This window comes from Bowmanella sp. JS7-9, assembly GCF_004329715.1.
GTDB lineage: Bacteria > Pseudomonadota > Gammaproteobacteria > Enterobacterales > Alteromonadaceae > Pseudobowmanella > Pseudobowmanella zhangzhouensis.
In genome coordinates this window covers 1-13,821 of sequence record NZ_JXSY01000026.1, presented here as the reverse complement: position 1 = coordinate 13,821, position 13,821 = coordinate 1, and the positions used below count along the sequence as shown (strand labels likewise).

Annotated in this window: 11 protein-coding genes; 6 read left to right on the top strand and 5 right to left on the bottom strand. The window is 49.3% G+C overall.

All coding sequences use genetic code 11. The features are described 5' to 3' along the window. Nucleotides 1–18: 18 nt before the first annotated feature. The 4 genes from TK45_RS14570 to TK45_RS14555 all read left to right on the top strand — a co-directional run bounded on the left by TK45_RS14570 (nucleotide 19) and on the right by TK45_RS14555 (nucleotide 6,684). Nucleotides 19–1,809: an assimilatory sulfite reductase (NADPH) flavoprotein subunit gene (locus TK45_RS14570; RefSeq protein WP_131259583.1), complete on the top strand. Its 1,791-nt coding sequence runs from the start codon at nucleotides 19–21 to the stop codon at nucleotides 1,807–1,809. Further along, nucleotides 1,809–3,521 carry an assimilatory sulfite reductase (NADPH) hemoprotein subunit gene (gene cysI / locus TK45_RS14565; RefSeq protein WP_131259582.1) on the top strand — a complete coding sequence of 571 codons (1,713 nt, stop codon included), beginning with the start codon at nucleotides 1,809–1,811 and terminating at the stop codon, nucleotides 3,519–3,521. Before TK45_RS14570 ends, cysI begins: the two co-directional genes overlap by 1 nt. Next, a complete protein-coding gene (locus tag TK45_RS14560; RefSeq protein WP_131259581.1) occupies nucleotides 3,514–4,260 on the top strand; it encodes a phosphoadenylyl-sulfate reductase in 747 nt (248 codons plus the stop codon). The genes cysI and TK45_RS14560 overlap by 8 nt, the downstream gene beginning before the upstream one ends. A gap of 174 nt (nucleotides 4,261–4,434) precedes the next feature. Further along, nucleotides 4,435–6,684, top strand: a complete 2,250-nt coding sequence (locus tag TK45_RS14555; RefSeq protein WP_131259580.1) for an EAL domain-containing protein — start codon at nucleotides 4,435–4,437, stop codon at nucleotides 6,682–6,684. Here the strand turns inward: TK45_RS14555 and TK45_RS14550 are convergent. From TK45_RS14550 to TK45_RS14540, 3 genes are all read right to left on the bottom strand, one after another. Further along, on the bottom strand, nucleotides 6,670–7,191 hold the full coding sequence (locus tag TK45_RS14550) for a uracil-DNA glycosylase family protein (RefSeq protein ID WP_371414283.1): 522 nt from the start codon (nucleotides 7,189–7,191) through the stop codon (nucleotides 6,670–6,672). The genes TK45_RS14555 and TK45_RS14550 overlap by 15 nt on opposite strands. Nucleotides 7,192–7,241: 50 nt before the next feature. Next, the gene (gene sthA, locus TK45_RS14545; RefSeq protein ID WP_131259578.1) at nucleotides 7,242–8,672 is read right to left on the bottom strand and encodes a Si-specific NAD(P)(+) transhydrogenase; all 1,431 of its coding nucleotides are present in this window, start codon (nucleotides 8,670–8,672) and stop codon (nucleotides 7,242–7,244) included. Between the two features lie 110 nt (nucleotides 8,673–8,782). Continuing rightward, nucleotides 8,783–9,904, bottom strand: a complete 1,122-nt coding sequence (locus TK45_RS14540; RefSeq protein ID WP_131259577.1) for a fatty acid desaturase — start codon at nucleotides 9,902–9,904, stop codon at nucleotides 8,783–8,785. A gap of 182 nt (nucleotides 9,905–10,086) precedes the next feature. Between TK45_RS14540 and fabR the strand changes: the two genes are divergently transcribed. Further along, the gene (gene fabR, locus TK45_RS14535) at nucleotides 10,087–10,680 is read left to right on the top strand and encodes an HTH-type transcriptional repressor FabR (protein WP_131259576.1); all 594 of its coding nucleotides are present in this window, start codon (nucleotides 10,087–10,089) and stop codon (nucleotides 10,678–10,680) included. A gap of 8 nt (nucleotides 10,681–10,688) precedes the next feature. Here fabR and trmA read toward each other — a convergent pair whose 3' ends face one another. Further along, entirely contained in the window at nucleotides 10,689–11,789 is a 1,101-nt protein-coding gene (gene trmA / locus TK45_RS14530) for a tRNA (uridine(54)-C5)-methyltransferase TrmA (protein WP_131259575.1), read from the bottom strand. A gap of 138 nt (nucleotides 11,790–11,927) precedes the next feature. On the opposite strand from trmA, the gene TK45_RS14525 reads away from it, so the two are divergent. Beyond that, on the top strand, nucleotides 11,928–13,193 hold the full coding sequence (locus TK45_RS14525; RefSeq protein WP_131259574.1) for a DUF5610 domain-containing protein: 1,266 nt from the start codon (nucleotides 11,928–11,930) through the stop codon (nucleotides 13,191–13,193). 32 nt (nucleotides 13,194–13,225) lie between these two features. Here the strand turns inward: TK45_RS14525 and TK45_RS14520 are convergent, their stop codons facing one another. After that, nucleotides 13,226–13,690: an RNA-binding protein gene (locus TK45_RS14520; RefSeq protein WP_131259573.1), complete on the bottom strand. Its 465-nt coding sequence runs from the start codon at nucleotides 13,688–13,690 to the stop codon at nucleotides 13,226–13,228. Nucleotides 13,691–13,821 lie beyond the last annotated feature (131 nt).

Genomic DNA, 13,821 nt, shown 5'->3' with positions numbered 1-13,821 from the left:
GAGCAAAGCACCAGAGATATGACGGCCAATCTTCCACTTTCACTGCATCCCGGTATTGGGCTGACAGAGCAACAGATCCGTGCGTTAACGGATTTTACCCAAAGCGCAAATGCCCAACAGTTATTGTGGGTAAGCGGCTATTTTGCCGGGCTCAGCACCCATGCCGCGAGCGAGGTGCCCGTGCCCACGGTTGCCAGTAACAGCATAACCCTGTTGTATGGCTCACAAACCGGCAATGCCCGGGGGGTAGCGAAAAAACTTGCCGAACAGTTATCGCAAGCCGGGCTGACCGTAAATTTACAAAGTATGGCGGATTACAAACCGCGTAGTTTAAAAGATGAGTCAACGGTGTTGGTGGTGGTCAGCACTCATGGCGAGGGCGAGGCGCCGGACGATGCCGTTGAGTTGCATGCTTTCCTGGCCTCAAAGAAAGCGGCGAAATTGCCACAGGTACGCTATGGCGTGATTGGACTTGGGGATAGCAGTTACGAGTTTTTCTGCCAGACAGGTAAAGACTTTGATGCGCGCCTGACTGCCCTCGGAGCAACCTCAATTTTGCCACGTCTGGATGCCGATGTGGATTATGCCCCTGCCGTTGCCGCCTGGAGCGAGCAGTTACTGGCAGAGCTTGCCAAGTCTGCACCAGTTAGCCATACGCCCAGCGTGGCGGGTTCAGCGACATTCGCAACCAGCTCAGTTTATGGCCGCGAGATGCCATTTGTTGCCACCTTGCTGGAAAGCCAGAAGATTACCGGTCGGGACTCAGGCAAAGATGTGCGCCATGTAGAAATCTCACTGGAGGGCTCTGGTCTTCGTTATCAACCGGGTGATGCCTTAGGTGTTTATTTCACTAACGATACCGCGCTGGTGGATGAGCTGCTTGAACTATTAAAATTGGATGCTGGCGAGGCTGTGTCAGTAGCGGGTAAAACTGTGTCATTACATAGCGCACTGACTGACCAGCTGGAATTGACTCAATCCTATCCAACGTTTGTACAGCGCTATGCAGAGCAAAATGAGCTACCTGAGTTAACTGCTTTGGTACAGGACAAAGCCGCCTTGCGGGTGTACCTGGCGGATAAGCAAATCGTAGATATCGTGCGACTGCATCCTGGTAGCCTGAGTGCTCAGCAACTGGTTGACGCCCTGCGCCCGCTGACGCCGCGGCTATATTCTATTGCTTCCAGTCAGGAAGAAGTGGATGAGGAGGTACATTTAACCGTCGCTCGCGTAGCCAATGAGGTAAACGGGCAACCACGTGAAGGTGGCGCATCTGGCTTTTTGACCCGTCGCGCCGAAGCGGATCAGCAAATTCGTGTGTTTGTGGAAAGCAACGATAATTTCCGTTTACCGCAGGATCTGAATACTCCAGTCGTCATGATCGGGCCGGGTACAGGTATCGCGCCATTCAGAGCCTTTTTGCAACACCGTCAGGCACAGCAGGCACAAGGCAAGAATTGGTTGTTCTTCGGCAACCCGCATTTTACTCAGGATTTCCTTTACCAGACTGAGATCCAAAGTTACGTAAAGGATGGCTTATTAAGCCGCGTATCGCTGGCTTTCTCCCGAGACCAGCAGGAAAAAATCTATGTGCAGCACCGCATTCTGGAGCAGGGCGCAGAGCTGTGGCAATGGCTGCAGGATGGCGCGCATCTGTATATCTGCGGTGATGCCAACCGTATGGCTAAAGATGTCGAACAGGCGCTGTTGAGTGTGATTGAACAGCACGGTCAGCAAACAGCTGAACAGGCCAAAGAATATTTAACCGCGTTACGTAAAGCCAAACGATTCCAGAAGGACGTGTACTAATGTCAGAGTCAAACAACCCGAATATTGTCAGCGGCCCTCTGTCTGATAACGAACGTCTTAAACGTGAAAGCAATCATTTGCGCGGAACGATCGAGCAGGATCTTAAAAACGACCTGACCGGTGGATTTAGTGCAGATAATTTCCAGTTAATCCGCTTTCACGGCATGTATCAACAGGATGACCGGGATATTCGTGCCGAGCGTCAAAAGCAAAAGCTGGAGCCGCTGCACAATGTCATGCTGCGTGCGCGCTTACCGGGCGGGATTATCACCCCGACCCAATGGCTGGCGATTGATAAATTCGCCGATGACAAAACCCTCTACGGCAGTATTCGCTTAACCACCCGCCAAACGTTCCAGTTTCACGGTGTGTTAAAACCGAATATTAAATTGATGCACCAAACTCTCAACAGCATTGGTATCGACTCCATTGCTACCGCCGGCGATGTCAATCGTAACGTACTTTGCACCTCAAACCCGGTCGAGTCGGTGGTGCACCAGCAGGCTTATGAATGGGCGAAAAAGATCAGTGAGCATTTATTGCCGAAAACCCGCGCCTATGCAGAAATCTGGTTAGACGAAGAGAAGCTGGAGACGACCGAGCAGGAGCCAATCCTCGGTGATACGTACCTGCCACGTAAATTCAAAACGGCAGTGGTTATCCCGCCGCAAAATGATGTAGACGTGCACGCCAACGACCTGAGCTTTGTCGCGATTGCTGAGCAAGGGCAGTTGATTGGCTTTAACGTACTGGTAGGTGGTGGCCTTGCCATGACCCATGGAGATACCAGCACTTATCCGCGTAAGGCAGACGACTTTGGCTTTATCCCGCTGGAGCACACGCTGGCTGTTGCTGAAGCTGTAGTGACCACCCAACGGGATTGGGGCAATCGGGTGAATCGTAAAAATGCCAAAACCAAATACACGCTGGACAGGGTCGGTACCGACACCTTTAAAGCGGAAGTGGAAAAGCGCGCAGGTATTTTGTTCGCGCCGGTTAAGCCCTATGAATTTAAAGAACGGGGTGATCGTATTGGTTGGGCAGAGGGCGTGGATGGGAAGTTCCATCTGACCTTGTTTATCGAAAACGGGCGGATTCTGGATTACCCGGGCAAACCGCTGAAAACCGGTTGTCGCAAAATTGCCGAGATCCATCAGGGCGATTTTCGTATGACCGCCAACCAGAATTTGATCGTGGCCGGTGTGCCTGTTCAGGATAAAGTCCGCATCGAGCAAATCGCCCGCGAGCATGGCCTGATTGAAGACAGCTTAACCCGCCAGCGCAGTGATTCGATGGCCTGTGTGTCATTACCAACCTGTCCGTTGGCGATGGCTGAAGCTGAGCGCTATTTGCCTGAATCGGTTACCGAGTTAGAAGGAATACTGGCTAAACATGGTTTACAGCAGGACAGCATTATTTACCGTATCACTGGCTGCCCGAATGGCTGTGGACGCGCCATGCTGGCCGAGGTAGGTCTGGTAGGTAAAGGTCCGGGTAAGTACAACCTGCATCTAGGCGGTAACCGTGCCGGCACGCGTATCCCGAAAATGTACCGTGAGAATATCAGTACGGCTGAGATTATGCAGGAACTGGATAGTCTAATCGGCGCCTGGGCGGCAAATCGTGAACCTGGCGAAGGCTTCGGCGATTTTGTCATCCGTACCGGTGTGATTGATGAAGTCATCGACTCGGCGAGGGATTTTTATGCCTGAGCAACTTCGCGCCATCGTATCTGAACCATCTAACGCGGATTTAATCGCCAATCTGGCTGAGCATAATCAACAGTTGGAAAAAGCGGATGCAGAACAACGAGTCAGCTGGGCGCTGGATAACTTGCCGGGTCAGGTGGTGCTGTCCTCCAGCTTTGGTATTCAGGCCGCGGTGATGTTGCATCTGGTGACGCGTCAGTATCCGGATATTCCGGTCATTCTGACCGACACGGGCTATTTGTTCGCTGAGACGTATCAGTTTATTGATCAACTGACGGAGCGGTTAAAGCTGAATCTGCATGTCTATCGCAGTGATATCTCGCCGGCGTGGCAGGAAGTGCGCTATGGCAAATTGTGGGAGCAGGGTGTGCCGGGTATCGAGCAATACAACAAGCTCAACAAAGTAGACCCCATGCAGCGAGCCATGGACGAGCTTGAGGTAGGCACCTGGTTTGCAGGCTTGCGCCGTACCCAGTCCGATACACGAGGGGCGTTACCTGTCTTACAGCACACAAAAGGGCGCTTTAAACTCATGCCGATTGTCGACTGGACGAATCGTAACGTACATGAGTACCTCAAGGCCCACGACCTCCCTTACCATCCGCTGTGGGAACAGGGCTATGTGTCGGTCGGAGACTGGCACACCAGTGTGCCTTTACAGGCTGGCATGAGTGAGCAGGACACCCGCTTCTTCGGGTTAAAACGGGAATGTGGTTTACACGAGTTTGGAGATGGAATTTAACAAGGCGCGTTGCGCCTTTTTTCTTTTTTATTTCAATATTTTTCGTCATAGTTGAGCAGGTGTGCAAGTTCCCTGCTAAACATGTAAGGTAAGAAAAAACTTACGCCGAATGAGTAAGGTTTCGAAGTTATGCGCAATGCGGTTCGCGCCTGATAAATTAGGATCTCCCTGTAAATGACGACTCATGAAAACGATGACGATGTATTAGTTTTTCTGGATGATGATGACTTACCCGCCAGTAAGCACGCGGATGAGAATTTCTGGAACATACTGATTGTTGATGATGATGAGGAAATTCATTCGGTCACCCGGTTGGCATTGTCTAACGTAGACGTTGCCGGACGGCCGTTGCGCTTTTTGCATGCCTACAGTGCCCATGAAGCGCTGGAGTTTTTACAGGAATATGGCAATTCACTGGCGATTATTCTGCTTGACGTAGTCATGGAAACCGACGACGCAGGTTTGACTCTGGTCAGAACCATGCGCCGCGAAATGCGTCTGGAAGAGCCCCGTATTATTTTACGTACTGGCCAGCCAGGTTACGCGCCGGAAGAAAGCGTCATCAAAGACTATGACATTAACGACTACAAGACCAAAACTGAGTTAACCCGGGGTCGCTTGTTAACCACAGTGATCGCGTCGATTCGTTCTTATCGCCAGATTGTTACCATCAACCAAAACCGTCGTGGGCTACGTAAAGTCATCGAATCAGCCGCTAACCTGCTGGAAGAGCATTCGGTCAGAGATTATTGCGAAGGGGTCGTCACGCAAATCAGTTCATTAATCGGTTTGGATGCGGCAGGCCTGGTGTGTGCACGTGCCGGCTCATTGTTGGATCGCGATGACAATGGTGTTTATGTGCTTGGGGCGGCCGGTGAGTACGCCCAGTACATCAACCAGCGTTTGGAAGTCATGCATGACTCGGTGATTATTCACAACGTGATTCAGTGTTTGTTGCAAAAAGAGCACATTTTCCAACCAAGCTTTACTGTGTTGTATATGAGTGCTGCCGGTCACGAAGCGGCGGTATTTATTCGCTCAGGACACGGTATTGAAAATGTTGAAAAAGACTTACTTCAGGTGTTTTTATCCAGCGTGGCAGTAGGCTACGAAAATGCCCGGCTGTTCCACGAGTTAAAGTTAGCGGCTTACCGTGACAGTCTGACTAAGCTGCCTAACCGTAATGAATTTATCAATATGCTCGATGCGATGCGTGACACCAGTCAAAGCGGTGAAAATCGCGTCGCGGCACTAATTGACTTAAGCCATTTTGCTGATATTAACGATGGTCTGGGGCAGGAAGTGGGCAACCAGCTGTTGATAGCCGTAGCAACGCGTTTGTTGTCCCGTTTACCGCCCAGCGTTGGCAAGGGGCGGATTGGGGCCGATGTGTTTGGTTTGATTGGTCTGGATCAGGACGTCAACCCGAGTGTAATCAACGATCTGTTTAAAGTGGCATTTGAAGCTGGCGACCAGCTTATTCAAGTCAACGCTGCCATTGGCCTGACTCGGGTGCGTGATGATCAGGCGGATGGTCTGACCCTGATTAAGCAGGCAAATATCGCGTTGAATCGTGCCAAGAAAAGTGCCAGCAGCAACTTTGAATATTACGCGGCCGACATGGAGCAGCACACCTATGAGCGGCTGGCCATGATGCGTAAATTACGTACCGATTTTACTGCACGCAAGCTAGAGCTATGGTTCCAACCGCAGATAAGCCTCAAAGACGAATCTGTAATTGGTATGGAAGCATTACTGCGCTGGCCTGAGGGCAATGGTAATTATATTTCGCCCGCCGTGTTTATCCCGCTGGCTGAGTATACCGGGCTAATTGTGGACATTGGTTATTGGGTGTTGGAAGAAGCTTGTCGTCGTCTGGTAGAGCTGAATAAAAAGGGCTACGAAGGGCTACGTATGGCGGTAAATATATCGGTGCCGCAGTTCCGCGATCCGGATTTTGTGCCGCTGGTAAAACATATTATCAGTCAGCATGGTGTCGAACCGGCGCAGCTGGAGCTGGAAATTACCGAAAGTGTGGCCATGGATGAACCTAAAATCGTTGTAGACTCATTAACCACGCTGAAAAATTTCGGGATCCGTATCGCCATTGACGATTTCGGTACCGGGTTTTCATCGATGAGTTATCTGCAAAGTTTGCCGTTGGATAGGTTAAAGGTCGACAGAGCGTTTCTTAAGGATGTCGGGCATGTGAAAAGCTCGGCATTTATTGCTGACACAATTGTTACGCTGGCGAAACGTCTCGGTCTGGAGACCATTGCTGAAGGGGTGGAGAACCCTGAGCAAGTTCATTATATCCGCGATCTGGGGTGTGATGAGGCGCAGGGCTTCCTGTATGCCAAACCTATGCCGTTCGACCAACTGCTGGATTACATTGCAAATTACCAGCCGCTAAATATTACCTAACGCCGACTGCACGTTAGCACGCAAGGTTGGCAGGATGTCCCGTTCAAACCATGGATGTCTTGCTAGCCACAAATTATTGCGCGGTGAAGGATGGGGGAGTGGAAAGTTGGCTGGCAAAAACTGTGCAGCGCTTTTTACCTTATCTGTCAGTGAGGAGGCATTTCCAAGATAATAGGCTTGCGCATAGCTGCCAATAATCAGCGTCAATTTAACGTTAGGTAACTTCGCCAGGGTCCTGTTGTGCCACTGTGGCGCGCACTCCTTACGTGGTGGCAGGTCGCCACTACGCCCTTTGCCCGGATAGCAAAATCCCATCGGCATAATCGCCACCTGACTAGCATCATAAAATTGCTGCTCGCTGATACCCATCCAATCACGCAATCTGACCCCCGATGGGTCTCGCCAGGGAGTTGCCGACTTATGTGCCGCCATGCCCGGGGCGTGGCCAATAATCAGTATGGATGCTTTTGGATCTAACTGAATAATCGGTTGAGGAGAAAAGGGCAATTCACCTGCACACGTTTGACACTGGTGAATTTCCTTAAGTAGCTGTTGCATCAGTCAAATAAACGATTCAAACCATTGAGAGCGGCCACCCGGTAAGCCTCTGCCATAGTTGGGTAGTTAAAGGTGTTATTAATAAAGTATTCAATGGTATTGCCTTCACCTTTTTGCTGCATGATAGCCTGACCGATATGCACAATCTCGGACGCGCGTTCACCGAAGCAGTGGATGCCCAGAACTGCCTTGGTTTCGCGGTGGAATAAGATTTTCAGGCTACCAACCAATGTGTTGGCGATTTGTGCGCGCGCTAAATGTTTAAATTGGGCGCGGCCTACCTCATAAGGGATTTTCAGGGCGGTGAGCTCATGCTCGGTTTTACCCACAGAACTGATTTCCGGAATCGTGTAAATCCCGGTTGGAATATCTTCTACCAAGGCTTTATCACACTGGCCATTAAGGATGGCTTCTGCGGCAAAACGCCCCTGATTGTAGGCTGCAGAGGCAAGACTTGGATAACCGATCACATCGCCGACTGCATAGATATTGCTGACCGTCGTTTGATAATGTTCATTGACTTTTATCTGGCCGCGCGAGTCTGCTTGTAAGCCAATAGCCTCCAGATTGAGCATGTCGGTATTGCCTGTTCGGCCATTGGCAAACAGTAAGCAATCGGCACGCATGCGTTTGCCTGAGTCGAGATTCATTACCACGCAATCATCGCGTCCCTCGACACTGGTGTAGGTTTCATTGTGACGAATGACGGTACCGTTATTCCAAAGGTGATAGCTGAGCGCATCAGAAATTTCTGCATCCAGAAACGACAACAGTCGATCGCGCATATTGACCAGATCAACCTTGGCGCCCAGCCCGCGGAAAATCGATGCGTATTCAGTGCCGATAACCCCTGCGCCATAAATAATGATCGACTTTGGATCATGGTTAAGCGATAGGATTGTATCGCTGTTGTAAATTCTCGGATGGCTGAAATCGATGTCCGCTGGCGTATAGGGACGTGAGCCTGTAGCGATAATAATAAATTCAGCGCTTAGCATATCCAGTGAGCCATCATTGCGTTTTACCTGCAAATGATGGGCGTCGACGAAGGCGGCTTCGCCATGTACTACTGTTACATGGTTACGCTGATAAAAACCACCGCGTAAATTGGTTTGCTTACGGATCACGGCACTGGCGTGGGCGAGCATTTCCTGAAAAGACAAATGACGGTTATTGTTGCCATCGTTAAAGAGTGGATTGGCGTTGTATTCAATCAAGCGTGAAGCAGACTGGCGCAGCGCCTTGGACGGAATAGTCCCCCAATGGGTGCAACCACCACCGACCATATCGTAGCGCTCAATCACGGCAACCTGTTTGCCGGCTTTGGCCAGTTGCATCGCTACACCTTCCCCGCCCGGGCCGGTACCTATTACGATGGCATCATACTGGTAAGAGGTTTTATTATTCTTTTTTGCCGAACTCTTGCCCACGGTAAACTCCAAAAGCCAATAAAATCATAGTTTTAATGATATTAGCAGGATTCATCGGGGAAAAAATAATCAGCACAAAATAAAAAAGCCCGCAATCGCGGGCTGGGTAGTCAGGCGCAGGTAAGTTTGCCAAATTGCGCCCATTTATAGCGCTGCACCTGGAGTTGCATTTTCAGTTCACGGTAATGCATATCTAAATCGAATTTGTCGTACGCTCGCAACAGTTGCTTGCGTTTGATTTCCAGCAGGCGTTTGCGGGTGTCATAGTAGGCACCGATACGCTCAATCAGCGCGTCATATTCTGCATGTAACCGAGCCAGCAACTCGTCGGCATTCGGTAGCTGAGATAACTGCTGTTCGTATTGTTTAAGCTGCATACTGGCAATTGCCTGTTCAATTTTCTCTTGCGGGCAGCGACGCAGGCCAGTCGCCAATCCCATTTTCGCTAAGACCGCAATCAGCCATTTGGTCGGGTCGTAATGCCACCACTGAATTCCGTTGCGATAATCATATTCAAACTTATGGTGAAAGTTGTGATAACCCTCGCCATAGGTGAATAGCGCCAATACGCCGTTGTCTCGTGCGGTGTTATCTTCTGTGTATGTACGTTTACCCCACATATGTGCGGCAGAATTGATCAGAAATGTGACGTGATGTGAAAACACCAGACGCAACACCCCAGCCATCAGGAACATTCCCCAGACATCACCATTCAACCAGCCAAGCACAACTGGCAGGCCGATGTTCATCACTATTACCAGTGGCAGGTAATATTTATGTTGCCACATGACGATGGCGTCTTTTTGCAAGTCCCGACAGTTGGCGTAATCGCTGTAACGGTTTGCCTGATACTCACGCAACATCCAGCCAATATGTGCAAACCAGAATCCACGGCGAATGCTATACGGATCTTTGTCGATGTCATCCACATGTTTGTGGTGTACACGGTGATCGGAAGACCAGTGCAGCGCACTGTTTTGCAAAGCCAGTGCACCGCCTAACGCGAAAATAAAACGGATGGCAGGGTGCGCCTGATAGGCCTTGTGTGACCATAAACGGTGATACCCTGCGGTAATCGACATACCTGCGTAGCCGGCCAACAGGACGAAAGCCAACCATTCTTTCCAGTCGATGCCATGCATGATGGCTTCAATAGGGACCAGAAATAGCGCAGCGAGCCCGGTGAGTGAAAACAGTAAAACGTTAATGAAGATAATTTTGGGTTTTTGCATGGTAAAAAATTACAGCTTACAACTGTACGCTAATTTAAATTAGCCGGGGCATTTAAACAAGCGAAAAGCACAGTTTGTCTTAATTCATAAGGTAACAAGTGTATACCCCATTGTGCAGTATTGCTGTGAACCGTGGATAATTAGCGGTAAACTACTGATAAGGTTAATAATCAAAAAATTACATGAACCGTCAGGAACAAAAACGTCGCACCCGTCACGCCATAATAAATGCAGCGTTTAATTTGCTCAGTGAGGAGCGCAGTCTGTCCAGTATCAGCTTACGTGAAGTCGCCCGTGAAGCGGGCATTGCCCCAACCTCGTTTTACCGGCACTTTGCGGATATGGATGAGCTCGGACTTACACTGGTGGATGAAGGCGGCCTGGCACTGCGTCAGCTCATGCGTCAGGCAAGACAACGGATTGAAAGTGGCGGTGACGTCATAAAAGTCTCGGTGACTACGTTTTTGGAGTTTGTCACTGCAAACGCCAATGCTTTTCGACTGCTGTTACGTGAACGCTCTGGCACATCCATTGCGTTTCGGGATGCGGTTGCCCGCGAGATTAAGCACTTCACTCTGGAGCTGACCGATTATATCGAAACCCATACCCAGCTCAGTGAGGAAATCGCAGCATTACAGGCCGATGCCATGGTCAAGCTGGTATTTGCCGCCGGGGCCGACGTGATCGATATGAATAAACTACAGCGCCAACAATTGGCAGATCAATTAATCCGCCAGTTACGAATTATCGCCATCGGCGCCGCAGCGTTTAAATAACCTCGGACTCAGGCTTTGCGCACCAGATAAACCCCGGTTTCCACGTGGTGGGTGTAAGGAAACTGATCAAACAGGGCAAAACGTTTGATCTCGTGGGTGTGCTGCAAAACTGCCAGATTGTCTGCCAGTGTGTCAGGGTTACAGGATATGTAGACAATATTCTGGTAGCCACTGACCATCTCCAGCGTCGCGTCGTCGAGGCCTGCTCTTGGTGGGTCAACCAATATCGTATCACACTGATAACTGGCCAAGTCGATACCTTCGAGGCGACTGAAAGTTTGTTGTCCGGTAATTGCAGCCGTGAATTCTTCGCTCGACATGCGCAGAATTGTCACATTGTCGATGTTGTTGGCGGCGATATTATATTGTGCAGCCGCAACTGACGGTTTGCTGATTTCGGTTGCCAGCACCCGTCGAAAGTTTTGTGCCAGAGGCAATGAGAAGTTACCCAGGCCACAGTACAACTCCAGCAGATCACCCTTGTTATCCACTGTGACATCCAGTGCCCACTCAATCATCTTGCTGTTCACCCCGGCATTAGGCTGGGTAAAGCTGTTTTCAATTTGCTTGAATTGATAGTGCCTGCCAGCAACAGGTAAGGACTCCACCACAAACTCCTGATCCAGCACTATCTTTTGTTTCCGCGCACGGCCGATCAGGTGCGTATCGCCAAATTGATTAAGGTAAGCTTTTAATTGCTTTGCTTCGTTTATCCATTCTTCATCTAGCTGACGATGGTAAATAAGGCTAATCAGTAATTCACCCTTCAGTGTGCTCAAATAATCTATTTGAAATAGCTTTTTACGCAGGGCTGGGCGTGGGCGCAGGTAGTCAATAATGACCTGCATGGCATGATTGATGCGTTCGTCTGCCGCCAGATATTGGTCGACCCGGTATTTTTCTTTGCTGTGCGCATCAAACATGATGTGAAACAGCTCGTCGCCCTCATGCCAAACCCGAAATTCCGCCCGCTGGCGATAATGGGCTGGCTCAGAGGTGAATACTTCCGGAGACAGTTGCGTAAAACCGGCAAATTGCTCACGGATCCGCGCAACTTTTTCCTCGAGCTGAGTTGGATAAAGGTCAGTAGAGAGTTGATCTGCGCGCATACAATAAGCCTGTCGTAAAATTGGGGGGCAGATTTTACGGACATTCGATTAAATTGCCAGTATCAATAGTGAACAAAAAGTCTACAGTTTTTAGTAAAGGCGCCGATAACAGCGGTTGAGGTTGAGAGGAATTTATTTATGAATATAGGTGAACTTAAGGGCGTTGCTCGTCCTGAATCACGAGAGTCTGCGCCGCAAACCACTAAAACGAATGACGTGGCAACTCGTGAACCATTGCCGGCGGCCACGACATTGGTGCAACAGACGACGTTAAGCTTGCAATCATCCAGTGTGATGGGAGCGAGAATATTATCCGCGTCGCTAATGCAGTCACTGCAGGTCTCGGACAAATCACTAAAGATACCCGTTCCGGTTGAAAACGCTGATACCAAGAGTGCGTTTGATTTTGAAGAAATCGCCAAAAACGTACTGTCCTTTGTTGGTGGCGTTATTCGTGGTGCTAAAGCGGGGGGAGCAGATAATGCCGAACTTGAAAAAATGTTTGGTCAGGCAGAGGCGGGCGTTGCTAAAGGTATAAAAATGGCGCGCAAAGATCTGGCCGGCCTGATGAACGATGAAATAGATAATGGCATTGTTAAAAGTCATCAGCGCATTACGGAAGGATTGCATGATCTGCGCAAAGAAATCTTTGGTGAACAGTCTGTCACCGAACGTCTCAGCGTCTCCAGTTCCGAGTTGCAGGCTGGTTCGTTAACGATCGAAACCAAAGAAGGTGACAAAGTAAATATTAGTTTCGAGTCGATCCGCAGTATGGCGGTGCAATTCCAGCAATTGCGTGATCAGCAAAAGAATGCTGATGAAAATGGTGAAACATCGCCACAGCCCGCAGAGACAGAGACAAGTCGCTCATCAGAATTCAATGCAGTGCTGGCTGCTTCAAAGCGCTTTGAATTTAGCGTAGAGGGCGATTTGAATGAGGACGAACTGACTGCGATTGCCGATCTTGTTGCAAAGACGGCTGATCTTGCCGATGAGTTTTTTGCCGGTGATATAGATAAAGCGTTTGAAAAAGCCTTATCGATTGGTTTCGATGAGCAATCACTGACAAGCTTTGCGTTGCAGTTAACCCAAACGCAGCAGACGCAGGTAACCCGAACTTACCAGGACGTAGCGTCGCTAAAAGAGGAAAAGCAGCAACCACAGAGTATTGAGAACCGTATTCGCCCAATTGCTGAATATTTATCGCAAATGGTCGATGTAGCCGAGCGCGCGGATAAAACCCTGTCTGGCCCGGAAAGCTTTGACTCGCTGGTAGCGGGTATTATTAATCAGATGAAAGATGTACAAGTGCCGGATCTTATCGCGGCAATTAATCGCTTTAATGGGTTTAACAAGCAAAGGCTGGAAGAGTTAAATCAGCCAGCGTCGGCAAATCAACCTTAAATACCTATATAGAGTGACAAAAAAAGCCGCGGTTATTCCGCGGCTTTTTGATTGGCGAGACGAACTTTCAGGGTTCGGTCTTCAAATGTACTGTCATTGAGCTGGCCAATAGCTTTTTCCGCAGACATGCTATCGACTTCGACAAATCCATATCCTTTACGTTTACCGGTTTTACGGTCACGCATCAGACGTACAGAGTACACACGGCTAAAGCGACTAAACAGCTGTTCCACATTACCTTCATTTACCCGATAAGGCAGGTTACCCACATATAATGTGACTTTGTCGTCGTTGTTGTCTTCTTCGGTGATATGTTCAGGTATAGCTGCGGTGCCTGGCACGACAGTGAAGAACACTAGAACAGTCAAGCCACCCAGCAGAGTGCCAACGGCAATGGCTACGCTTGGAGCAAGGGTTAAAAAGTTATCACTAATAAAATAGGCGATGGCTGCGACAACCAGTAATACAAGAGCTGAAACAAATTTTGGAGAATCCATGAAAATACATCCGGAAATAGAAATACAAGGCTATCTTACTGATTTAAATAGCTTTAGCCAATAATTTGAATGCAAAACAAACAGAGGTGTTTGGCGGGTAAATAATCAGCTTGTTTAAAACTTGCGCAAAC

Coding starts and splice junctions, on each gene's coding strand:
- TK45_RS14570 (WP_131259583.1), top strand. CDS start 19: ATGACGGCCAATCTTCCACTTTCACTGCATCCCGGTATTGGGCTGACA.
- cysI (WP_131259582.1), top strand. CDS start 1,809: ATGTCAGAGTCAAACAACCCGAATATTGTCAGCGGCCCTCTGTCTGAT.
- TK45_RS14560 (WP_131259581.1), top strand. CDS start 3,514: ATGCCTGAGCAACTTCGCGCCATCGTATCTGAACCATCTAACGCGGAT.
- TK45_RS14555 (WP_131259580.1), top strand. CDS start 4,435: ATGACGACTCATGAAAACGATGACGATGTATTAGTTTTTCTGGATGAT.
- TK45_RS14540 (WP_131259577.1), bottom strand. CDS start 9,904: ATGCAAAAACCCAAAATTATCTTCATTAACGTTTTACTGTTTTCACTC.
- fabR (WP_131259576.1), top strand. CDS start 10,087: ATGAACCGTCAGGAACAAAAACGTCGCACCCGTCACGCCATAATAAAT.
- trmA (WP_131259575.1), bottom strand. CDS start 11,789: ATGCGCGCAGATCAACTCTCTACTGACCTTTATCCAACTCAGCTCGAG.
- TK45_RS14525 (WP_131259574.1), top strand. CDS start 11,928: ATGAATATAGGTGAACTTAAGGGCGTTGCTCGTCCTGAATCACGAGAG.
- TK45_RS14520 (WP_131259573.1), bottom strand. CDS start 13,690: ATGGATTCTCCAAAATTTGTTTCAGCTCTTGTATTACTGGTTGTCGCA.